This window comes from Duganella sp. 1411, assembly GCF_017833525.1.
Classification (GTDB): Bacteria; Pseudomonadota; Gammaproteobacteria; order Burkholderiales; family Burkholderiaceae_D; genus Rugamonas.
Genome location: NZ_JAFICD010000002.1, coordinates 159,152 through 181,168, shown reverse-complemented (window position 1 = coordinate 181,168; position 22,017 = coordinate 159,152). Strand labels below are relative to the sequence as shown.

18 protein-coding genes are annotated in these 22,017 nt (G+C 65.5%); 9 read left to right on the top strand and 9 right to left on the bottom strand.

What is annotated here, in order from left to right:
- Positions 1-3: 3 nt before the first annotated feature.
- On the top strand, positions 4-1,836 hold the full coding sequence (locus tag JOD97_RS12480) for a glycoside hydrolase family 16 protein (RefSeq protein ID WP_209717820.1): 1,833 nt from the start codon (positions 4-6) through the stop codon (positions 1,834-1,836).
- Positions 1,837-1,858: 22 nt separating this feature from the next.
- Here the strand turns inward: JOD97_RS12480 and JOD97_RS12475 are convergent, their stop codons facing one another.
- On the bottom strand, positions 1,859-3,058 hold the full coding sequence (locus JOD97_RS12475) for an MFS transporter (RefSeq protein WP_209717817.1): 1,200 nt from the start codon (positions 3,056-3,058) through the stop codon (positions 1,859-1,861).
- Between the two features lie 102 nt (positions 3,059-3,160).
- Here JOD97_RS12475 and JOD97_RS12470 point away from each other — a divergent pair, with 102 nt between their 5' ends.
- The 5 genes from JOD97_RS12470 to JOD97_RS12450 all read left to right on the top strand — a co-directional run bounded on the left by JOD97_RS12470 (position 3,161) and on the right by JOD97_RS12450 (position 8,046).
- Entirely contained in the window at positions 3,161-3,613 is a 453-nt protein-coding gene (locus tag JOD97_RS12470; protein ID WP_209717814.1) for a helix-turn-helix domain-containing protein, read from the top strand.
- 111 nt (positions 3,614-3,724) lie between these two features.
- Entirely contained in the window at positions 3,725-4,915 is a 1,191-nt protein-coding gene (locus JOD97_RS12465; protein ID WP_209717811.1) for an acyl-CoA dehydrogenase family protein, read from the top strand.
- A gap of 9 nt (positions 4,916-4,924) precedes the next feature.
- Positions 4,925-6,064, top strand: coding sequence for an acyl-CoA dehydrogenase family protein (locus tag JOD97_RS12460; protein WP_209717808.1), 1,140 nt, complete (start codon positions 4,925-4,927; stop codon positions 6,062-6,064).
- Complete coding sequence (locus JOD97_RS12455) at positions 6,061-7,092, top strand: alpha/beta hydrolase (RefSeq protein WP_229264419.1); 1,032 nt, start codon at positions 6,061-6,063, stop codon at positions 7,090-7,092. Before JOD97_RS12460 ends, JOD97_RS12455 begins: the two co-directional genes overlap by 4 nt.
- A gap of 309 nt (positions 7,093-7,401) precedes the next feature.
- The gene (locus JOD97_RS12450; RefSeq protein ID WP_209717806.1) at positions 7,402-8,046 is read left to right on the top strand and encodes a PEP-CTERM sorting domain-containing protein; all 645 of its coding nucleotides are present in this window, start codon (positions 7,402-7,404) and stop codon (positions 8,044-8,046) included.
- 173 nt (positions 8,047-8,219) lie between these two features.
- On the opposite strand, the gene JOD97_RS12445 is transcribed toward JOD97_RS12450, so the two are convergent.
- Positions 8,220-9,287 (bottom strand): aldo/keto reductase, encoded by a 1,068-nt coding sequence (locus tag JOD97_RS12445; RefSeq protein ID WP_209717803.1) that lies wholly within the window; start codon positions 9,285-9,287, stop codon positions 8,220-8,222.
- Between the two features lie 93 nt (positions 9,288-9,380).
- Between JOD97_RS12445 and JOD97_RS12440 the strand changes: the two genes are divergently transcribed.
- Positions 9,381-10,319, top strand: a complete 939-nt coding sequence (locus tag JOD97_RS12440) for an AraC family transcriptional regulator (RefSeq protein ID WP_209717801.1) — start codon at positions 9,381-9,383, stop codon at positions 10,317-10,319.
- A gap of 208 nt (positions 10,320-10,527) precedes the next feature.
- Here the strand turns inward: JOD97_RS12440 and JOD97_RS12435 are convergent, their stop codons facing one another.
- A complete protein-coding gene (locus JOD97_RS12435) occupies positions 10,528-11,541 on the bottom strand; it encodes an OmpA family protein (protein ID WP_373999842.1) in 1,014 nt (337 codons plus the stop codon).
- 330 nt (positions 11,542-11,871) lie between these two features.
- Between JOD97_RS12435 and JOD97_RS12430 the strand changes: the two genes are divergently transcribed.
- Positions 11,872-12,540, top strand: a complete 669-nt coding sequence (locus JOD97_RS12430; RefSeq protein ID WP_209717798.1) for a hypothetical protein — start codon at positions 11,872-11,874, stop codon at positions 12,538-12,540.
- Between the two features lie 82 nt (positions 12,541-12,622).
- Complete coding sequence (locus JOD97_RS12425; RefSeq protein WP_209717795.1) at positions 12,623-13,510, top strand: hypothetical protein; 888 nt, start codon at positions 12,623-12,625, stop codon at positions 13,508-13,510.
- A 21-nt stretch (positions 13,511-13,531) separates the two neighbouring features.
- Here JOD97_RS12425 and JOD97_RS12420 read toward each other — a convergent pair whose 3' ends face one another.
- The 6 genes from JOD97_RS12420 to JOD97_RS12395 form a co-directional block, all read right to left on the bottom strand.
- Positions 13,532-14,455 carry a diguanylate cyclase domain-containing protein gene (locus tag JOD97_RS12420; RefSeq protein WP_209717792.1) on the bottom strand — a complete coding sequence of 308 codons (924 nt, stop codon included), beginning with the start codon at positions 14,453-14,455 and terminating at the stop codon, positions 13,532-13,534.
- Positions 14,452-19,020, bottom strand: coding sequence for a PAS domain-containing protein (locus JOD97_RS33120; RefSeq protein ID WP_209717789.1), 4,569 nt, complete (start codon positions 19,018-19,020; stop codon positions 14,452-14,454). Before JOD97_RS33120 ends, JOD97_RS12420 begins: the two co-directional genes overlap by 4 nt.
- 116 nt (positions 19,021-19,136) lie before the next feature.
- Positions 19,137-19,700, bottom strand: coding sequence for a prepilin-type N-terminal cleavage/methylation domain-containing protein (locus JOD97_RS12410; protein WP_209717786.1), 564 nt, complete (start codon positions 19,698-19,700; stop codon positions 19,137-19,139).
- Positions 19,701-19,754: 54 nt separating this feature from the next.
- Complete coding sequence (locus tag JOD97_RS12405; protein WP_209717783.1) at positions 19,755-20,501, bottom strand: hypothetical protein; 747 nt, start codon at positions 20,499-20,501, stop codon at positions 19,755-19,757.
- On the bottom strand, positions 20,498-21,271 hold the full coding sequence (locus JOD97_RS12400) for an ABC transporter permease (RefSeq protein ID WP_209717780.1): 774 nt from the start codon (positions 21,269-21,271) through the stop codon (positions 20,498-20,500). The genes JOD97_RS12405 and JOD97_RS12400 overlap by 4 nt, the downstream gene beginning before the upstream one ends.
- 21 nt (positions 21,272-21,292) lie before the next feature.
- On the bottom strand, positions 21,293-21,997 hold the full coding sequence (locus JOD97_RS12395) for a type II secretion system protein (protein WP_229264417.1): 705 nt from the start codon (positions 21,995-21,997) through the stop codon (positions 21,293-21,295).
- Between the last annotated feature and the right edge of the window lie 20 nt (positions 21,998-22,017).

Genomic DNA, 22,017 nt, shown 5'->3' with positions numbered 1-22,017 from the left:
ATTGTGAAAAAACAGAAATTCGTTCTGTCCGCCGTCGCCACCAGCATCGCGCTGGCCTATGGCGCGCCGGTGTCGGCCAGCGTCACCAGCCCCGTCATCGGCACGCTGTTGTGGTCCGACGAGTTCAACGGCACGACGCTCAATAGCGGCGTGTGGTCGGCCGTCAACGGCAACGGTTGCCAGATCAACCTGTGCGGCTACGGCAACCAGGAGCTCGAGTACTACAGCCCGAACAACCTGTCGATCGTCAACGTGCCGTTCGAGCCGAACACGCGCGCGCTGGCGATCCAGGCGCGCAACGAGACGGTCGGCAGCAACGTCTTCACGTCCGGCAAGGTCGATACCTTCGGCAAGGTGCAGGTGCAGTACGGCATGGTCGAGGTGCGCATGTCGACGCCGCCGCTGGGCACCGGTCTGTGGCCGGCCGCATGGATGCTGGGCGTGAGCCCGCAGACGTGGCCGCGCAACGGCGAGATCGATATCATGGAGATGGGCCACAAGGCCAGCGGCCGGGCGGCGGCCGGTTCGCCGACGCCGGGCGCCGATAATTTCGTCGGCTCCAACGTCATCACGTGGCAGCAGGCCGCTTGTGTGCCGGGCAACGAGAGCTGCGCGGCGTCGACCGCGTGGCAGACCAAGAACTGGTACACGCCGACCCAGTCGCTGGCCAACCGCTTCGTCATCTACCGCTTGTATTGGACCGAGTCGCAGATGCGCTTTACCGTCATCGACAACGGCGTCGAGCGCGACATGTACCAGAATCCGCTGTCGGTCAATTCGACCGCGCTGCAGGCGCCGTTCTATCTGCTGCTGAATCTGGCCGTGGGCGGCAACTTCACCGACGCGGCCACGCCGGCGCAGGTGACGGCGCCGCTGCCGGGCACCATGTATGTCGATTACGTGCGCGTCTACCAGCTCGACGGCAAGGGCTCGGTCAAGCTGGGCAACCAGTCGGTGCCGGAGGTGGGCAAGTTCGGCGTGTTCACCGATAACACCGTGGTCAACAACAAGCTGGTGGCGGGCACGTCGTCCGATATCTATGTGTGGAACACGGCGTCGGTGTCGGGCGGCACCTTGCCGCCGTTCGAGGGCGCCAACTCGATGTCGTGGAGCTATAACACGCCCGGGCAGTGGTTCGGCGGCAGCGTGCAGTCGCGCCAGGCGCGCGACATGAGCGGTTTCCGCAACGGCACGGTCAAGCTTAAGCTCAAGATCCCGGCCAACGTCGCCTTCACCATCGGCGTGCAGGATACCTACACCAACCAGAACGCGGTGAAGTTTCCCGCCAACGCCACCACTTACGGGCTGACGCGCAACGGCGAGTGGGGCACGGCGACGATACCGGTGGCCGACCTGGCCGGCACCAAGGTGGCCTTGCAGTCGATGCTGGACTTGTTCCAGATCGCCAGCGATGGCGCTGCGTTGCCCAGCTCGGCCTTCCAGATGGCGATCGACGACATCATTTGGGATACCGGCGTGGCTACCCCAACGCCAACGCCGACACCGACGCCTACGCCGACCCCAACTCCGACGCCAACGCCCACTCCGACGCCAACGCCAACGCCAACCCCGACGCCGACCCCGACGCCCGCCGTCACCCAAACCAGCGCGACGATGCTGAAATTCGCGTGGAATTCGAGCGCCTGGGCCGACGTCCATTACACCGTCAACGGCGGCGGCCAGTTGAATGTCCGCATGGCGCAAAGCGGTGGCGTCAACAGCTACACGGCCAGCGGCCTGAAGGTCGGCGACGTGGTGCGCTACAGCTTCACCTACTGGGACACGGCGAATAACTATGCCGTCGACACCGCCCCGCAGACCTACACGATGAAGTAGGCCCGCGCCGGCTCGGCGGCCGTCACGGCGGTGGCGGCCGCTTCTCCAGCGTGCCGGCCCAGAACAGCAGCGCCGCCGCGCTGACTGTGGCGCCCAGCGCGCACACGCCGGTCCAGCCGGCGACCGCGTACACCGACGTCGCGGCGATGGCGCCGCAGCCGCTGCCGACCGCGTAAAACAGCATGTAGCAACCCACCAGCCGGCTGTGCGCTTCCGAACTCGCGCGGAAAATCATGCTCTGGTTGGTCACCTGCAGCGCTTGCACGCCCAGGTCGAGCGCCAGGATGCCGGCGATCAGCGACGCCAGCGCCATCGTCCCGGTGCTGAAGCTGAACATCGCCAGCGGCAGCCATGCCAGCAAGATCAACAGCAGCGCGCCCGCGCTGACCTTTTGTGCGTGGCCGCGGTCGGCCCAGTGGCCGGCGCGCGCGGCGGCCAGCGTGCCGGCCAGACCCACCAGCCCGAACGCGCCCACGGCCGTGTGCGAGTACTCGAACGGCGGCGCGCCGAGCGGCAGCACCAGCGCGCTCCACAGGATGCTGAACGCGGCGAACATCAACATGGCGATCGTGCCGCGCACCCGCAACACGCGGTCGCGCCGCAGCAAGGTGAGCATCGAGGCGATCAACCGCGGATAAGGCAGCGGCCGCACCGGCACGGGCAGCGCGGGCAATGTACGCCACAGCAGCGCCGCCATCGCGATCATCGCCAGGGCCGAACCGCCGTAGACGGCGCGCCAGCCGGCCAGGTCGGCGACCAAGCCGGCCAGCGCGCGCGCCAGCAGCAATCCGGCCACCACGCCGCCTTGCGCGGCGCCGACCACGCGTCCGCGCTCGGCGTCGGCCGAGGCGCTGGCCGCGTAGGCGATCAGGCCTTGCGTCATGGCCGTGCCCAGCATGCCGACGGCCAGCATGCCCGCCATCAGCGCCGCCGCGCCGCGCGCGACGCTGACGCAGGCGAGGGCGGCCGTCAACGCCAGCAATTGCGCCAGCATCAGGCGTCTGCGCGGCAGCAGGTCGCCCAGCGGCACCAACAGCAGCAGGGCCAGCACGCTGCCGGCCTGCGTGACGGTGATGACGGCGCCGATGGCGGCACGGCCGATGGCGAAGTCGGCGGCCAGCGCGTCGAGCAGCGGCTGGGCGTAGTAGACGTTGGCGACGCTGAGCCCGCTAGCGCAGGCGAACAGCGCGACCACGGCGCGGGGCATGGACTGGGATGACATGGGCTCCTCAAAGTGGTTGCAAATTAAAACTAGTTGAAGTCTAGCCATTCTGGTTTTAAAATGCAACCACGAAGTTAAGCATGTGCTTGTAAGGAGGGATCGATGCCAAAACGTAAGTCGATGCAGGACGATGCCTGTCCGGTGGCGCGCTCGCTCGATCTGGTCGGCGACCGTTGGTCGATGCTGATCGTGCGCGACGCCTTCGACGGCATCCGCCGCTTCAGCGATTTCCAGCGCAACCTGGGGGTGGCGAAGAATATTCTTTCGGACCGCCTGAGCACCCTGGTCGCGGAGGGCGTGCTGGAAGTGCAGCCGGCCTCCGACGGCACCTCGTACCAGCAATACGTGCTCACGCCCAAGGGCGCAAGCCTGTTCCCGGTGGTGGTGGCGCTGCGCCAGTGGGGCGAGCGCAATCTGTTCGCCGACGGCGAGCCGCACTCGCTGCTGGTCGACAAGGACAGCGGCGAGGCGGTGGCCGTCATGCTGCCGCGCGATCACGCCGGCCAGGTGCTGACACCGCTCAACACGGTGGTAAAGAAAATCCCGGCGCAGTGAACAAAGCCGCCGATTCCGTCGCCCTATGTAAATGCGCCCTGTGGCGTGGCGGATTGGGGTAGAATTATTTGAACGATCGTGCTTTTTGGCGGCATCCAACATGGAGACAGCATGGATTTGAATTACACGGCGGCGGATCTGGCCTTCCGCGACATGGTGCGGGCTTTTCTCGACGCCAACCTGCCAGCGGACTTGCAAAAAAAGGTGCGCAACCATTTGCGCCTGGGCCGCCGCGATTACGTGCGCTGGCACCAGATCGTCGCCAACCAGGGCTGGGCCGCGCCGTCGTGGCCGGTCGAATACGGCGGCCCCGGCTGGACGCAGACGCAGCGCCACATCTGGGAAGAGGAGTGCGGCCGCGCCGGCACGCCGCCCATCCTGCCGTTCGGCGTCAACATGGTGGCGCCGGTCATCATGGCCTTCGGTAACGACGCGCAAAAAGCCTACTATCTGCCGCGCATCCTCAATTGCGAGGACTGGTGGTGCCAGGGCTACTCCGAGCCCGGTTCCGGCTCGGACCTGGCGTCGCTCAAGACCACCGCCGAGCGCGTGGGCGACCACTACATCGTCAACGGCCAGAAGACCTGGACCACCTTGGCCCAGCATGCCGACATGATCTTCTGCCTGGTGCGCACCGATGCCACGGTGCGCAAGCAGGAGGGCATCTCGTTCCTGCTGATCGACATGGACTCGCCGGGCATCACCGTGCGCCCGATCGTCATGCTCGACGAGGACCATGAGGTCAACGAGGTCTTCTTCGACAACGTCAAGGTGCCGGTGCAGAACCTGATCGGCCAGGAAAACAAGGGCTGGACCTACGCCAAATATCTGCTGGGCCACGAGCGCACCGGCATCGCCGCCGTCGGCCGCTCCAAGCGCGAGCTGCTGTTCCTCAAGAAGATCGCGTCCGAGCACTTCAAGCACGGCAAGCCGCTGCTGCAGGACCCGGTGTTCGCCGCCAAGGTGGCCAACCTGGAGATCGAGTTGATGGCGCTGGAGACGACGGTGCTGCGCGTGATCACGCGCGAATCGCACACGCCGGGACCGGAGGCGTCGCTGCTGAAGGTGCGCGGCACCGAGATCCAGCAGATGCTGACCGAGTTGATGGTCGAGGCGCTGGGGCCGGACGCGCTGGCCTTCGACCTCGATTATCTGGAGGGGCGCGCCGACCACGCCGTCACCGGCGACGACGCCGCCGCGCCGCTGGCGGCCTACTACTTCAATTTCCGCAAGACGTCGATCTACGGCGGCACCAACGAAATACAGAAGAACATCATCACCCAGATGATCCTGGGACTGTGAGGGAACGGCATGGATTTCAATTTCAAAGAAGAGCAGTTGCAGTTCGCCGATGCCCTGCGTCGCTGGATCGACAAGGACTACGGTTTCGATGTGCGCCAGCGGATCGTGCACTCGGCCACCGGCGTCTCCGACGTCGCCTGGAACACGCTGACCGAATTGGGCATGCTGGCCTTGCCCGTGCCGGAGGCGCAGGGCGGCTTTAACGGCGACGCCGTCGACATGCTGGTGGTGATGCAGGAGCTGGGGCGCGGCCTGGTGGTGGAGCCGTACTTTTCCACCGTGTGGGGCGCGCGCTTCCTGGCGCTGGCCGGCAACCAGCACCGCCTGCTGGAGGATGTCGCCAAGGGTGAATTGAAGCTGGCCTGCGCGCTCGGCGAAAAACAGTCGCGCCACGACCTGGCCGACATCAAGACCATCGCCGGCATCAACGGCGAGGGTTACCGCATCGACGGCACCAAGACGGTGGTGATCCACGGCGGCCAGGCCGACGCCTTGATCGTCTCGGCCCGCAGCGCCGGCGCCCAGCGCGACCCCAACGGCATCAGCCTGTTCGTGGTGCGGACCGATACGCCCGGCGTGACCGTGCGCGACTACCGCACCATCGACGGCCTGCGCGCGGCGACGGTGCAGTTCAGCCATGTGGCGGTGCCGGCGACGGCGCTGCTGAGCAAGTTGGGCGGCGGCTGCGAGATGCTCGACGAGGCGGCCGATTACGGCACCGCGCTACTGTGCGCCGAGGCGCTGGGGGTGATGGACGCGCTGTTTTCCGCCACGCTCGACTATCTGAAGACGCGCAAGCAGTTCGGTACGCCGATCGGCAGCTTCCAGGCGGTGCAGCACCGCATGGCCGACATGTACATCCACCTGGAGCAGGCGCGCTCGATGGCGATGCTGGCGGCGGCGCGCATGTCCTGCGGCGACATCGAGGAGCGGCGGCGCGTGGTGTCGGCGGCCAAGGTGAGGATAGGCCACGCGGCCAAGTTCATCGGCCAGCAGGCGGTGCAGCTGCACGGCGGCATGGGCGTGACCGACGAACTGCCGGCCGCGCACCACTTCAAGCGCTTGACGACGATCGAACTGACGTTGGGCGACGTCGACCATCACCTCGAACGGTTTATCGCGCAGCGCGGTTTCGGGCAGCATTCATGATGCGCGCCGTTCGCTATTTGTTTACGGCGGCTTGCGCCGCGCTGCTGGCGCACGCCGTGGTCCACGCCGAGGAATGCGTCGAGCCGACGACCGACCCCACCAACACCTACGACGCACAGCACACCTACGACAAGCTGGCGCCCAAGTACCCGCAGATCCGCATCGCCAGCGCGGCGGTGCCGGCCGACGTGCGCCTGGTTGCGGACCAGACGTATGCGCAATACGGCACCCGCTGCCTGAAGCTCGACATGTATCTGCCGGCGTCCGCCCAGCAGGATTTGCCGGTGGTGGTGTTCGTCCATGGCGGCGGCTGGCGCTCCGGCTTCCGCTCGGAGTTCGTGCCGATGGCCTTGCGGCTGGCGCGCAACGGCTACGCGTCGGTCACCATCAGCTACCGGCTGGCGGGGGAGGCGATGTATCCGGCGGCGGTGCACGACGTGCGCGCGGCGGTGCGCTGGGTGCGCGAGCACGCCGGCGACTACGGGCTCGATCCGCGCCGCATCGCGCTGGCGGGCGGCTCGGCCGGCGGGCAGATCGCCAGCCTGGCCGGCGTGACCGGGCATCTGAACCAGTTCGATCCCGGCGCGGCGGGCAGCGACGTCTCCAGCGCCGTGCAGGCGGTGGTCAATATCGACGGCCTGTCCGATTTCACGTCGGAGGCGGCGCGGGTCAACGAGGACGATCCGAAGAAGAGCATCTCGGCGGCCGGCTATTGGTTCGGCGGGCGTTACGCCGAGAAGACGGCGTTGTGGCGCGAGGCGTCGCCGATCCAGTATGTCAATTCGAGCATGCCGCCTATCCTGTTCATCGGCAGCGCGCAGCCGCGTTTCGCCGTCGGCCGGGACGAGATGGTCGAGAAGATGACGCAGCTGCGCGTGCCCAGCAAGGTGGTGCTGCTGCCGGATACGCCGCATTCGTTCTGGATGTTCGATCCGTGGCTGCAGCCGACGGTGGATGTGACGGTGGCGTTCCTGAACGCGCAGATGCCGTCGCGCCAGGCCAAGCGGTTTTCGCGCAAGGTGGAGTAGAACCGCTACCGCCTGCGTGCCGTATGTCTGGCAATGGAACTTTTTTATTCGGGAAAACATACAAGGTGTCTGGCCGTAACCGGGCGCCTCGTATAGAAATGGCGATGCGAAGCAGTTGTCCCTGCTTGACCAGCTCGACCCGGCGGTAGCAACAGACGGTCGCGATGGCGTATAAGTTATCGGTGTTGATGTATTAGTTATTGGAGTTGATGTATTAAGATAAATTATAATTAAATTCCTCTCAATAACAGGCCAACGGTCAAACTCAACATGTCCACCTTAGCTAAGCGCGTAACCGGAACTTTACTGATGGCTTTTGCCATGTGGTCGTCCGCCAACGCCACCGTGATCACCATGAATGCAGTGGGAACCATATCCGATGGCCGTGATGAGGCGGGATTATTCAAGTCCGATGTCGATTTGGCCGGCAAGTCATATTCGATGCGGATGACGGTGGATACGTCGTCGCTGGCGGCTGACGACCTCGGCCCTGGTATCAATTCGGTGAGCGGCGTGAACCAGACAGTGAGCGTCTTTGGCGAAACCAGCGTCGGTGGGCAAAGTTATTCCTGGAAGATGGTGTATGGCGCGGCGAGCGCTTATCTGGTGAATTATTTCGCGCTTGGTTTCCCTCAGGATCAGGCCGGGCTTTTTAGCCAAGGCGTGAACTCCTTGAACGGTAATTTTATGTATGCGGGGAACGATATCGTTTCCCGTGTCCGGCCGTTCCTCAACGGCCTGGATTTTGCCCAACCGCGTGACTTCTCCTCGGTCCCCGACGCCGTCGCGTATTCCGGCTTCCTGAATAACCAGGCCGACGGCACGCAGACTTTTTTCTTTGGTACGCCGTCGACTTTGACCTGGAGCGTGAGCGCGGTTCCCGAGGCCGAAGTGCTGGCGATGATGCTCGCCGGCTTGGGCCTGATAGGATTGGTCGCGAGGAAGCGGGGCTGAGCACCCGGGGGCGAGCTGGCCGGAGGCCATCGCTGCTCCACTTAGCATAACTGGCCGTCGCCAACCGGCCAGGAGCGGTCCTTCCAGTATCGCCCTTTGTCAGTGCCGTTCACATTATTTGCCTCGAGCGTGTTCATAACTGATTATTAGATTGGCACTGACTTTATTTGTATTCAGATAGGTTTTTCGCCCAATTGCCACGATTTACCATCAAATGCTTCCCCATTCGGAACCCGTCCTTTGGCGTTATAAGTTTGAATCCAGCCAGGGTAGGAGGGCGCAGAGTGGCTCACTTCGTCAAGCTGGACCACGTCGTCATGGTCCAGCACCAGATCCATCGCCGCGAGGTTGTCGGCAAGTTGATCTGGACGTTTGACGCCAGAGATGACACTGGTGACCTGCGGCTGTGCCAGAAGCCAGGCTAGGGCGACCTGCGCAGCGCTGGTGTCGTGACGCGCCGCGATAGTCTTCAGTACGTCGATGATATCGAATGCCTTTGCTTCATCCACTGGAGGAAACTGGATTTTTGCCCGACGCGAATTCGGGTCAGTCGAGCCGGTCCGATCAAATTTGCCAGAGAGCAACCCTCCTGCCAATGGGCTCCAGCACAGCAGGCCAAGCTTCTGATCGTCGAGTGCCGGAATTAGCTCTCGCTCGATATCACGAGCCGCCAGCGAATAGAAGGATTGGATTGATGCGAACCGTGCGTAGCCGTTTCGCTCGGAAATACCTAAAGCCTTCATCAGCTGCCAGGCTGCGAAGTTAGAGCAACCGATATATCGTACCTTGCCTTGGCGAACGACATCGTCGAGCGTTCGCATCACATCGTCCAATGGGACAAGCGGATCGAAATTATGGATCTGATATAGATCGATGTGATCTGTTTGCAACCGCTTCAAGCTGCCTTCAAGGGCTTCCACGATATGCAGACGGGACTGACCAATTTGATTGGGACCGGGCCCCACGCGGCCGCTCATTTTTGTCGCTAGCACGACATCATGGCGGCGCCCTTTCAACGCCTCGCCCAACCTCTGTTCCGACGCCCCGCCCCCATACACGTCAGCCGTGTCGATAAAATTGATGCCAGCGTCGAGTGCCTGCATCACGATCTTGTCGGTTTCGTCCTGCGATAATCGCCCGATAGCGGTAGTAACCGCGTTTTCACTCCCTCCGAAAGTCATTCCTCCCAGACATAGACGTGAAACGAAAACACCAGTATTGCCAAGTTGAGCATATTTCATAGTTCCTCCAAATTGTATGGAGGTCAGCATGACACTATTTTTCAAACTGATCTATAATCGAAACAACGTTATTTCTATTAGATCGGTCGCGCATTGGATCCGCTTTCAGATGTTCTTTCTATGCTCAAAGTTCGCAGCGTTCTTTCTGCGCGCTTTGAGGGCTCCGGCTCTTGGGCAATGCGCTTTCCTGCATATCGCCACATAAAATTCGGTGCAGTGCTGGAAGGATCGTTTTGGCTGCGGTGTGAAGGGTCCTCAGCACCGATAAAATTCGAACGTGGTGACTTCTATCTGCTAACTGATGGTTTGTCATATTACGCCGCAACTGACCTTAAAAAAGAGCCGTTGGATGGTCGGCAAATCTTCGATGAGTATCTAGGAAAAGACGAAGTAGTTCGCTATGGTGATGGAGTAGGAAAGGTCGTGGTGAGCGGGGGAAGGTTTACCTTCGATGATGACACAAGCGAAGTATTGCTAAAACAGCTTCCACCGCTAATCCGTATGCCAGCAACATCACCATCCGCCACGTCACTTAAAGCAATCCTTGATCTTCTCGCCGACGAAACTGGGACAATTCGGCCGGGTTCCACAATCGCTGCGACGGGCATCGCCAACCTAGTATTAATCCACATTTTGCGGGCACACCTTGCCGCTATGCCTCTAAACACTGGCTGGCTTTGTGCGATCAGAGATAAACAAATCGGAACTGCTCTTTCGCTGATGCATGGAGATATCGCTAAACGGTGGACTGTGAATGATCTTGCAAGCGGAATTGGGATGTCACGCACTGTTTTTACCCAACGCTTCAAAAAATTAGTAGGCTTCTCGCCACTTGATTATCTGCTGCGTTGGAGAATGACAGTTGCTAGGTCGGAATTAAGGAATGGAGTGAGTCTGACGAGAGTAGCAGAAAGAGTCGGTTACAGTTCTGATACTGCATTTAATTCTGCATTCAAACGCATAACGGGGCAAAGCCCAGGAAGATTTCGTTTGAAAGCATTGGCTAATCACCCTGATCCGCAGGGCACCTAAAGGCGCAGCTGACCGAACACTTTGAGCAGCCGCTTTATGGAATTATGACTGACCGCTAAGGGGTGCGGAAGCGGTCTGTCATCGATAAAACCCCAAGTCAAACCGAACCGCCACGATTTTTCGTTGGCGTGGAGCTCATCGCGCGTCGGCGGCGCTTGGCGGATTACGCGCTTTGCGCCAAGCCGCCCCACGTGGTTTAGTTTTGGATTTATTGCTTGACCAGCTCGACCCGGCGGTTCTTCTCGCGGCCGGCGTCGGCGTCGTTCGAGGCCACCGGCGAGTACGACGCCACCCCCTTGGCGCTGAGCCGCCTGGCGTCGATCTTGTAGTCCGCCGCCAGCGCCTTGACCACCGCGTCGGCGCGTTTTTGCGACAGCTCGACGTTGTGCGCCAGCACGCCCTGGTTGTCGGTGTGGCCGACCACGTACACTTTGAGTTTCGGGTCCTGCTGCAGCAGCTTGGCCATTTCGCCCAGCGCCGCCTTCGATTCGGCTTTCACCTCGGCCTTGTCGGTGTCGAAAAAGACGCCGTACACCGCCACCTTGCCCTCGGCGGCGATGCCCTTGGCCATGTCGGCCGCGTTCAGGCTGGCCGAGACCTTGCCGCCCTCCATGGCCTTGGCCTCGACGATCTCCACATACGCGCCGCCGATCTGGTCCTGCACCGGCGCCACCACGTACACGCCCACGTGCACCAGCGAGCCGTCCGGGCGCGTGCCCTTGGCCAGCACGTAGCGGCTGTCGTTGCGGCCGTAGTTGAACGGCGACCAGCTCGCCTCCGCGCCCTTGATGAAGTTGTCGCCGACCCGCTTGTCGAGGAAGAACTGGCCGAAGTCGGGGCCGCAGGTTTCCTTGGCGCAGCTGAACAGCACCTTCAGGCCCGCCTTGTCGAGCGCGGCCTGGTAGTTGCGCATGACCTCCAGCGACGAGCGCTCCTTCGGATAGTTGTAGGCGATGCGGGTGTATTTGCCTTCGAGCTGCAGCGCGTTCTCGAACGCCGCCTTGCCGTCCTTGTTGGCCACGCGCTTGCCGGCCGGTAGCATCACTTCGTCGAATTCCTTGACGCCGTAGCCGACCAGCCTGGAGCCGTCAAAGCGCGACAGCAGCGGGTGGTCCCTGGCGCCCTTGACCGTGTCCTGGGCCGGCATCTGGCCGTGGGCCACGGGCGCAAGGCCGACGAAAACGGTGAACAGCGTGGAGGCGAAAAGTCGAGGCGTGCGCACGGGGTTTCCTTGTCGAGTGTGAATGAGCGCATCGATTCTAGGTGCTAATTGCAATAACAGCAATGAATCGTTTCTATCGTGCACGCGATACGCGCGCGTTACCACATTTCCGCCCAAATTTCCTCCCTGAAGTGTTGTAACAAACGCACTAAGGGTTTTCACGTAAGGCGCGCTTTGCCCGTTGATATGAAACTACTTTCATGTGAACATTGGCGCGCAGTTAGGATTTCATCAACCATGCTTATTTAGAAACGAGGCTGGCCACCGCTATCCCTATTGCTGTCGCACCCAATGTTCAACCAAGTAATCTATAACTAAAGAGGCAAAAAGATGAATGCATGGATACAAAGCAAAAGGAAATTTTCCGCCAAGATGATGTCCGTCGTGATGGCCGGCGCGCTGGTGGTGCCGAGCGCCAACGCGGTGACGCCGGATACGCGCATCGGTCTGAGCGGCATCTGGACCACCGCCAATATGCTCAAGGAATATATCGATTGGCGCGCTTCGGCCGGGTGGGGGGCGGTCGGCGCAACCAACCTTCTGATCACCAAGCTGATGGGCGACTCTCAAGGCGCAATGACCAAGGCGGCTTTCACCGCCATCTGCGGCACCACCGCCGCGGGATTGGTCGCCAATTGGAAGCCGCTGTCGGCTCCGACCACGGCGTCGCACATCAAGGCGATCGTCAAGGGCGGGACCACGGTTGGCGCCGCCAGCGCTTGCGGCTGGGCCTCGAAATTCGCCTTTGACACCATCAATAAAGAAATCCCGAAGGCGCAAAATTTCCTGAATAACACGGCGACCCCGGGACAGAAAAGCACTGCCGCCACTGCGACGACCAACACGCTCAACGAGCAGCTGGCGATGGAAGCGGCAATGAAGGCGATGTGGAACGCGAACTCCACGGCCAATTTTGACCTGGCACTGGCGTCGTTTAACCGGCATGGCGCGAACATGAGGGCGGGCATGGTGATCATTAATGACACCATCAAGTCTTAATGTCGTGAGCATTCGGTAGATCACATGGAGTCGCGCCGGCCGGGCTGGCGGGCTCCACTTGCAGTCATCATGAGGGTTAGCCATGAAAATGTTGTTTCAATCACGAAAGTTTCGTGGACTTGGTATTGTGGCGCTGTGCGCATTGATCGGATACGCGCTCTTTGGTGCTGGCGACGACGTCGCTGTCGTGCAAAATAAGGCTCAGGCACAATTGGAGGCCGCGCCGTCCGGCCAGCCTGCGCCTCAGGGTAAAGGGTCGCCCCTGTTTGCCATCCTGGCCCAGAATGGCAGTCGCTTTGCGAATCTGAATCCAAAAGAATATGCTTTGAAGGACTCCGATTACGGGGGGCACCCGGCCTACAATAAAGCGACGCGTTATCTGGCGTGCGCCGACTATCAGGCTTCGAAGAAAGATACCGCGCAAGACTTGGCCGAGCAAGGCGCCGGCGGCCAGTCCAACGAAGCGCTGGAATTTGCCAAGTGGTTCAATGTCTTAAAAGAAGAGCAATGTAAGAACGTCACCCAGGCCGACTTGCTGAGCGTCCCCGCCTTGATGCACACCGCCGCCCAGGCCGGCGATGTCGGGGCCCAGAGCTACGAGTTGGGCCAGGAGGTCGGGGCGCTGCGACAGGCGGCCGAGGCGCGAATGCGCGACAACCCCGGGCAGCCGCAGGATCTCGGCCAGCACGGAAAGTCGCTGCTGGCGCGGGCCAATGCGCTGGCGGAACGGGGTGACCGGGACGCGGCTTTCCTGGCGGCCCAGCTGAGCGGCTCCGATGAGTTCGGGCAAAAGGATCTCGTTGCTTCGGCCGCGTGGGCGATGGTGGGCATGCAGCAAAAAGGCGAACTGTTCAGTGCCACCAACCGGGTGTTCGAGGTCGAGACGTACGCGGAATTGAGCGCCGAACAGCGGCAGACCGCCGCGCAGTCGGCGCAAGTGCTGTTTGCGCGCTGCTGTGACAAGCGCTGAGTACCTGCCGCCGGCTGGTGCTCAGTCCAGGTCGACGCACAGGCGGTTGCGCCCGGTCTGCTTGGCGTGGTACAGGCGGGCGTCGGCGGCGCGGATGACGGCGCTGGGGTCGTGGCTGTCGAGCGGCGGCATGGCCGTCGCCAGCCCCATGCTGATCGAGACGTGCGGCGCCGTCGGCGACGCCGCGTGCGGCAGGTGGAGCTTGCGCACCTCGTCCATGATGCGCCCGGCCACCACCTTGGTGCCCTCGGCGCCCTCCTGCGGCAGCAGCAGGATGAATTCCTCGCCGCCGTAACGCGCCAGCATGTCCTGCGGGCGCGCGGCGCAGCCCTTCATCGCCGCGCTGATCTGCTGCAGGCAGGCGTCGCCGGCCTGGTGGCCGTAGTGGTCGTTGTACAGCTTGAAGTGGTCGATGTCGATCATGATCACCGACAGCGGCAGGCCGGCGCGCGCGCAGCGGCGCCATTCGGCGACCATGGTGTCGTTGAAGTGGCGCCGGTTGGCCACCCCGGTCAGGCCGTCCGTCAGGCTCAGCTCGCGCATGGCGTCGGCCTGGCGCTTGATGGTCAGCTGGCTGCGCACGCGCGCGCGCACCACGGCGATGTTGAACGGTTTGCTGATGAAGTCGACCGCGCCGGCCTCGAGCGCACGGGTCTCGTCCTCCGGCTGGCTCAGCGCGGTCACGAAGATGATCGGGATGTCCTGCAGCCGGGGCGAGCCGCGCAGCGCGCCGCACACGGCGTAACCGTCCATGCCGGGCATGACGGCGTCGAGCAGGATCAGGTCCGGTTGCTGGGCCAGCGCGATCTCCAGCGCCTTTTCGCCGTCGAGCGCGAACAACACCTCCTGTTCGTCGCGCAGCGCATGGTGCAGGATCTGGATGTTCTCCATGGCGTCGTCCACCACGAGGATGCGCCCATTCCTGGCCAGGTCGGTCCAACTCATGCACTTTCCTTTCGCTGCAACATAATCTCCACCAGTTTCCCCGCCGCGGCGAAGTCGAGCGTCTCGACCGCGTCGGCCAATGCGTCCGACTGCGCCGTCGCCGCGAGCGCGGGTCGCAGCTCCCGGAAGTACTCCAAAGCCTTCAGGTTGTTATTCTGAAGCAAACCTTGCAGCTCCGCCAGCTTTTGCGGCATATCGTGCGCGGAAGTGTTGCCTTGCGACATATCTCGCGCCTGTGCGTCGAGCGCGCGCACGCCGTCGACGACGATGGCCAGCGCCGCCGCCAGCCCGTCGAGCGCCGCTTCCAGCGGGCCGCCGGGCGGGTCGCCGCCGTCGCGCAGCGCGGCCTCGGCCGCAGCGGCCAGCCGCGCGACCTCGCCGGCGCCGAGGTTGGAGGCCACGCCGCGCAGCCGGTGCAGCGCCTGCGCCGCCGGCTGGCGCTGGCCGCCGGCCAGCAGCGCGCGCACCTCGGCGACGGTGCCGCCCTGGGAGTGCCCGAAACGCTTCAGCAGCGAGGTCAGCGCCTCGCGGTCGCCGCCCAGGCGCGCCAGCGCGGCGTCGACGTCGATGCCGGGCAGGGCGGGGGTGGCCCCGTCCGCCGCCGGCGCCGGTATAACCGCCGAATCCGCTTGTGCCGGCGGCGCGGCGGCCGGCGCCCGGCCCGTTGGCGCCGCCGGCACCACCGACGTCAGCACCGCGATCAGGTCCTCGACGTCGATCGGCTTGGCCACGTGGGCGTTCATGCCCGCTTGCTGGGCGCGGCGGCGGTCGTCCTCCATGACGTTGGCCGTCATCGCCACCACCGGCAAGCTCAGGCCGGCCGCGCGCAGCGCCGCCGTCGCGTCGTAACCGTTGAGCACGGGCATCTGCACGTCCATCAGCACCACGTCGTAACGCGCCGGCGCGGCCGCCAGCGCGTCCACCGCCAGCTGGCCGTTGCCCACCACGTCGACCCGCGCGCCGGCGTGCACCAGGATGTACTGCGCCACCTCCTGGTTGATTTCGTTGTCCTCGACCAGCAGGATGCGCATGCCGGCCAGCCGCCCGTGCAGCGGCGACGCCGCCACCGCGTCGCCGCCGTGGCCACCTTCCTGGCCGCCTTCCTGGGCGCCGCCGGCCAGCAGCGCGCCGACCCGTTCGAGCAGGCGCGCCGGGGTGACCGGCTTGGGCAGGATGCCGGCCAGTCCCAGGCTGCCGGCGCGCTCGGCCTCGGCCGCCGCCAGGTGTTCGCTGACCATCATCAGCACCGGCGGCAGCGGCAGCGCCATGCTGGCGTGCAGGTGGTCGAGCAGCGCCGGGCCGTCCATGCCGGGCATGTCGCGGTCCAGCAGCAGCAGGTGGTAGGCCCGGCCGGCGTCGTGGCGCTGGTGCAGCAGCGCCAGCGCGGCGCCGGCGTCGGCGGCGAAGGCGGCGTCCCAGCCCAGGTGGTCGCAGGCCGCCCGCAGCGCGGCGCGCACGCTGGCGCTGTCGTCGACCACCAGCAGCGAGATGCCGGCCGCCGCCGCCGGGACCGGCGGCGGCGCCGGCGCGGCCACGCACTCGAGCGGGCAGGCGAACAGGAATTCGGCGCCCTGGCCGGGCGCGCTGCGCACCTCGATCGCGCCGCCCATCATGTCGGCCAGCCGGCGGCTGATCGCCAGCCCCAGCCCGGCGCCGCCGAACTTGCGGCTGGTGCTGCTGTCGGCCTGCGAGAAGGCGTCGAAGATGCGGGCCTGCTGCTCGGCCGGGATGCCGACGCCGGTGTCGCGCACGCGGAACTCGACCAGCAGCGCGCGGTCGTGCGCGCGCATGGCCGCCGCCGGCCGCACCGACAGCACCACCTCGCCCTCGGCGGTGAACTTGACCGCGTTGCTCAGCAGGTTGAGCAGCACCTGCTGCAGCCGCATCGGATCGCCCGCCAGCGCCGTCGGCAGCAGCGGGTCGATGTCGAACACCAGCTCGATGCCCTTGTCGGCGGCGCTGCCGCTGATCAGGATGCTGATGGTGTCGAGCACATGCTGCAGCCCGAACTGCGCGTGCTCGAGCGCGAGCTGGCCGGCCTCGACGCGCGAGAAGTCCAGCACGTCGTTGACCAGGCTTAGCAGCGACTGCGTGGCCAGCTGGATCTTGTCCAGGTAGCCGCGCTCGCGCGGGCCCAGCGGCGCCTCCTGCAGCAGCCGGGCCAGGCCGATGATGGCGTTCATCGGCGTGCGGATCTCGTGGCTCATGTTGGCCAGGAACTCGCTCTTGGCGCGGCTGGCGGCCTCGGCGCGGTCGCGCGCCTGCACCAGCTCGACGTTCAATTCCTGCAGGTGCAGCTCCGTCTCCTTGAGCTCGGTCACATCCGACACCAGCACGAAAAAGCCGCGCACCTCGCCGTGCTGGCCGATGTCGGGGATGTAGTTGACCCAGGTGTGGCTGCGCTCGCCCGACGGCCAGGTCAGCTCGCCGGCGAAGCCCTGCGGCTCGCCGTGCAGCGCGGCCTGCACCTGCGGCGCGCTGGCGGCGTAGGCGCGCTCGCCGACCACCTCGTCCATGCGCGTGCCGATCATTTGCTCCGCGCCCATCCGGTGCCACTCGAGGAAGTAGCGGTTGGCGAAGCGGCAGCGCAGGCCGGCGTCCCAGTAGGCCACCATGCCGGGCAGGTTGTCGGTCACGGTGCGCACGAACTGTTCGCTGTGCGCCAGCCGTTCGACGGTGGCGCGCAGCGCCTCCCTGGCCTGCTTGCGCTCGGTGATGTCGAGCGCGATGCCCAGCACGTGGGTGGCCACGCCGCGCGCGTCGCGCAGCGCCACCTTGCGGGTGGTCAGGTAGCGCGTCTGGCCGCCGACGGTGGTGATCGGTTCCTCGGCGATCTCGGTGATCTCGCCCGGGGGCGAGGCCAGCACGCCGCGGTCGCCGGCGGCGAACAGGTCGGCCTGCTCGGCCGGGACGAAATCGTAGTCGTTCTTGCCGATCATTTCCTCGCCGCTGGCGCGCCCCAGCAACAGCGCGCCGTAGCGGTTGAACATCGCGTAGCGCAGGTCGTCGGCGCGCTTGAGGAAGATCATCGCCGGCATGTTTTCCACCACCGAACTGAACAACTGACGCGACTGCAGCAGCTCGGCCGCCACGCGCTTCTGGTCCGTCACGTCCAGCAGCAGGCTGGTGATGGCGCTGATCTGGCCGCGCTGGTCGAACTGCGGGTAGTAGCTCAGCACCCAGTGCGACAGCTGCTTGGGCTTGGCCGCCGTGCGGCCGCAGCGCTCGATGCCGGTCAGCGGCCGGCCCGTGTCGAGCACGGCGCGGTAGTCGGCCAGCACGCCCTGGCGCAGGTCGGGGTCGTCGATCATGTCGGCGATGTGGCGGCCCAGGTGGGCCGCCACATCGCGCCCGTTCTGCGCGGCCATGTAGTCGTTGATGCGGATCACCCGCAATTCATTGTCGACGTAGCTCAGGCCCACCGGCGCGGTGGCGTACAGGGTTTCGAGCTGGGCGCGCGACTTCTCCAGCTGGGCGGTGCGCTCGTCGACCAGCTTTTCCAGTTCGTGGCGGTGCGCCCGCAGGTCGCCCTCGACCGCGCGCAAGGCGTCGGCGACGGCCTGCGCCTCGCGAAAACTCATCGGTTCGACGCTGAACGGGGCGCCGCCGGCCAGCGCCTCGGCCGGCCCGACCAGGTCGCGCACCGAGCGGGCGATGCGCCCGCCGACCATCCACGCCAGCGAAAAGCCGGCCAGCATCACCAGCCCCATGGTCAGCGAGATGGTGGTCACGGCGCGCAGCAGCTCCTGCAGCGCGGTGGCCTGCGGCGTGGCGATGGCGACCGTGGCGCCGCTGGCCGGCGAGCGGCTGTAGCCCAGGTAGACCGGCGTGCCGTCGGTGTCGACGGTGGCCAGCAGCGCGTCCGGCGACTGCAGCAGCCGGGCGCGCAGGGTCGGGTCGGCCGGCTGGCCGAGCAGCTGGCGCGGTCCGCCGGCCTGGGCCACGACGGTGCCGTCGCCGTCGTACAAGGTCATGGTCTGGAACGGCTTGATCTGTTCGTCGCGCAGGATGGTCGCCAGCCGGTCCGGCTTGACCAGCACCGTGATCGCGTAGGCCAGGTGGGTGTCGGTGAACACCGGCACGTCGACCGCCAGCAGCGCGCTGCCGGCCACGTAGATGACCGACAACTGGGTGCGGGCGCGCTGGAACAGCGGCGCCAGCCGTTTGCTGTTGTTGACCTGGTTGAACGTCTCGGGCAGCGGCGCGCCCACCTGCATGACCACCATGCCGGTCTCGTCGCTCATGAGGAATTGCGACCCCGGGAACTGCGGCCCCAGCAGGCCGCCGGCCTGGACCCGCAGCGCGCCCTTGTCGATCTCGCGCACGCTGGGCGAGGTGGCCAGCGCCATGGCCGCGCCCTCGCTCTGGATCAGGTCGCGGTCGATGGCGGTGGCCACCACGCGCGCAGCCTGGCGCGTGTCCTCCATCAGGTTGGTGCGTTCGCGGCCGTAGAACTGGCGCACCACGGCGCCGAAGCCGACCGCCGCCGGCAGCGCGCAGGCCAGCACCAGCAGCGCGATCTGCGAGCGGATCGAAGGCAGGGATGAACGGGCTGGGTCTGGCATGTCGTGGGCTCCCGGGAACCGAATCTCATCATGCGAATATCACGCGCATCCGGCCTGATCCGCCCCGGAGGCGCGTAGGGCGGATTAGCGGAGAATCCGCCACGCGCCGCCAGCGATCAAAAGAACAAGGCGGTGCGCTGGATCACGCTGCCGTTGTTGGTGTACGGCGCGGTCGCGCGCACCGAGCCGGTGTTGAACTTGCCGTCGTCGAGCTTGCTGTCGACCTGCTCGGCGAACGAATCGGGCAGGTTGTCGAGCCGCACGCCGTTGCCGCCGCGCCCGCCCACCACGTCGTTGTAGATGTACACGGCGCCGCCCTGGGCGCTGGTCATGAAGTCGGTGGTGCCGTTGAACGAGCCGGTGATGAAGCCCGACAGCGCCAGGTGTTGCGGCGCCAGCTGGTATTCGGCGATCTGGCCGTCGCCGTTGCCGTTGCCGGTGGCGCCCGGCGCGTGGGTGGTGCCTTGCACGTCGTCGCCGGGCAGCGCGCGGAACTTGTCCTGGTAGGCGTTGACGGCCGCCGTCAGCGACGTCGATTGCTGGATGATATTCTTGACGCGGGCGCTGTCGATCAAGCCCTGGCCCTTCAGCACGCCGCCCAGCAGCAGGCCGATGATGACCAGCACGATGGCGATTTCAACCAGGGTAAAACCGCGTTGCCGCGTAGGGGTCGCACGCATGGGAATTCCTTTCTTCATTGCAGCTAGATGATGGGCGCTATATTACAGCAAGGTTTATGGCTTGGGACCGCCGTCCTGTTGCCTGGGTTCGCTTGATTGGTGCAAGCGGTCGAGCCGCTCCGACAAAAACTGCAGCTCGTGCGGATCGGTGATCAGGCCGTCGCGCAGCAGGCCGCCGATCAGCGTCCGCGCGGCGTCGAGCTCGTTCATATCTTCCAGCATGAACACTTCCAGTTCGCGCGCCCACGCCGGCACCTTGGGGCCGGTCGCGCGCAGCCGGATGTCGCGCGCATAGCGGCGCGCCAGCGGCAGGTCGTGCAGCCGGTGGCGCGCCACCAGCGCCGCGTGCGCCAGCCACGGCCAGCGCCGGTCCGGGTCTTCCAGGAACCGCTCGTGGACGAACTCGAGCATGAGGCGGGCGCGCGCCGGATCGCTGACCGCGCCGTACACCTCGCTGGCGGCCAGCAACGGATATTGCCCGCGCGGATCGAGCTCCAGCACGCGCCGCAGCCACAGCGCCACCTTGCCGTAGTCGAGCTCGCGCCAGGCGATGCTGACGCCGGCCTGCTCGTCGAAGCCCTGCACGTACAGCATGGCGGCCTTCGACAGCGCCACCGGCTCGCCCAGCGCGGCCAGCCGCAGCGCCGCCAGCGACGGCGCCGGCGGCAGCGCGCTTGCGCGCGCGCGCGGCGCCGGCGCGCCGGCCTGCCACAGCACTTGCGCCGCCAGCGCGGCGGCCAGCAGCGCGAGCACCGCGCGCGGCACGGCGCTTAGTGGCTTGACGGGCGCGCGCGGGCTCATATCTGCTTGCGGTACAGGTCGAACAAGCCGGCGGCGGCCATCAGCGCCACGTAGATCGCGGTCTGGGCGGCGATGGCCAGCAGGTCGGCGGCGCCGCCGTCGTGGTACACCAGCCAGTCGGCACGGGTGAAACGGTCCAGGTGCGGCAGCAGCAGCGCCAGCGCGTCGATGCCGGTCGCCAGCGCGTGCTGGCCGGGGCCGGAGGCGGTCGTGGCGGTGGCGCCGTGGCCCAGCAGTTGCAAGGTGCCGATCGTGCGCGCCAGTACATAAAAGGCGACGGCGGCGGCCAGCGCCGGCAGCACCTGGCTGAAGGTCAGCATGCACAGCAGGCTGAAGGCGGCGACGATCCAGCATTCGCACAGCAGCGACACGGCCCACAGCGCGGCCTGCGCCGGCGGCGCGAAAAACAGCGCCAGCGCGCCGAACAGCAGCGCCGGCAGCACGGCCAGCGCGGCGAAGCCGGCCAGCTTGCCCAGCAGATAGACGGCGCGCGGCAGCGGCAGCGCCATCAGCAGTTCCAGGCCCTTGTCGTTGGCTTCGCGCACCATGCTGGTGACGACGAAGGTGGCGATCAGGAACACCGCGGCCAGCCGCAGCACCGCGCCCAGCAGCGCCGCCTGCAGCTGGCGGCTTTCGGTCAGCGCCAGCGCGTTGAGGAAGCCGCTGACGGCGACGGCGCCCAGCGCCATGGCCAGCAGCAGCCACAGCAGCCGATTGCGCAGCGCTTCGAGCAGGGTGTAGCGGGCGATGGTGAGGGCGGCCAGGGTCACGGTGGGATCAAGGTGTCGGCGTCACGGCAGCTTCTGCGCCGCCACCATGCGGTTGTACAGGATGTTGGGCGAGATCCAGGCGACGATGTCGTCGAACTCGCCGCCGGCGGCGCGCGGATCGGTGCTGGCCGGACGGCTGACCAGCGCCACGCCGCCGCTTTGCAGATTGGTTTTCTCGTCGACGTTGTTGCTGCCGGCGTCGAGGATGCGGGTGTTCTGGTCGCTGGTGCCGCCGTAGCCGTTGCGCCCGAACGACAGGATGGCGGCCGGGATATCGTCGTTGTTGGTCGACGGCGCCAGTTCGCCGTCGACGCCGCGCGTGGCGATGGTGATGTCGCGCTTGGTCGAGAGCGTGAAGAAGGCCGCGCTGTCGGCGAACGCGGGGGTGACGCTGTACGCCAGCACCCGGCCCCAGCCGTCGAGCCGGCCCACGCCCAGCGCCGCCCACGGCAGGTAGCCGAAGCGCTTGTTGCAGGCGCTGCCGTTGCGGTCCTCGCGGCCGTCGGCGGCCGAGATGGCCGGGCAGGGCAGGTAGCCGTTGCGCAGCGCGAAGCCGATCAGCGCCTCCTTTGCCTCGTCCATCGCGCGCACCGTCTCGCCGACGCGGCGCTGCTCGAGCTGCGACGACAGCGGCGCCACCAGGCCGCCGATCATCAGGCCGACAACCAGCAGCACGATGGCGATTTCGACGATGGTGAAGCCGGCTTGCCGGCGGCGTGGACGCATGGGGGAGGGTGGCATCATAG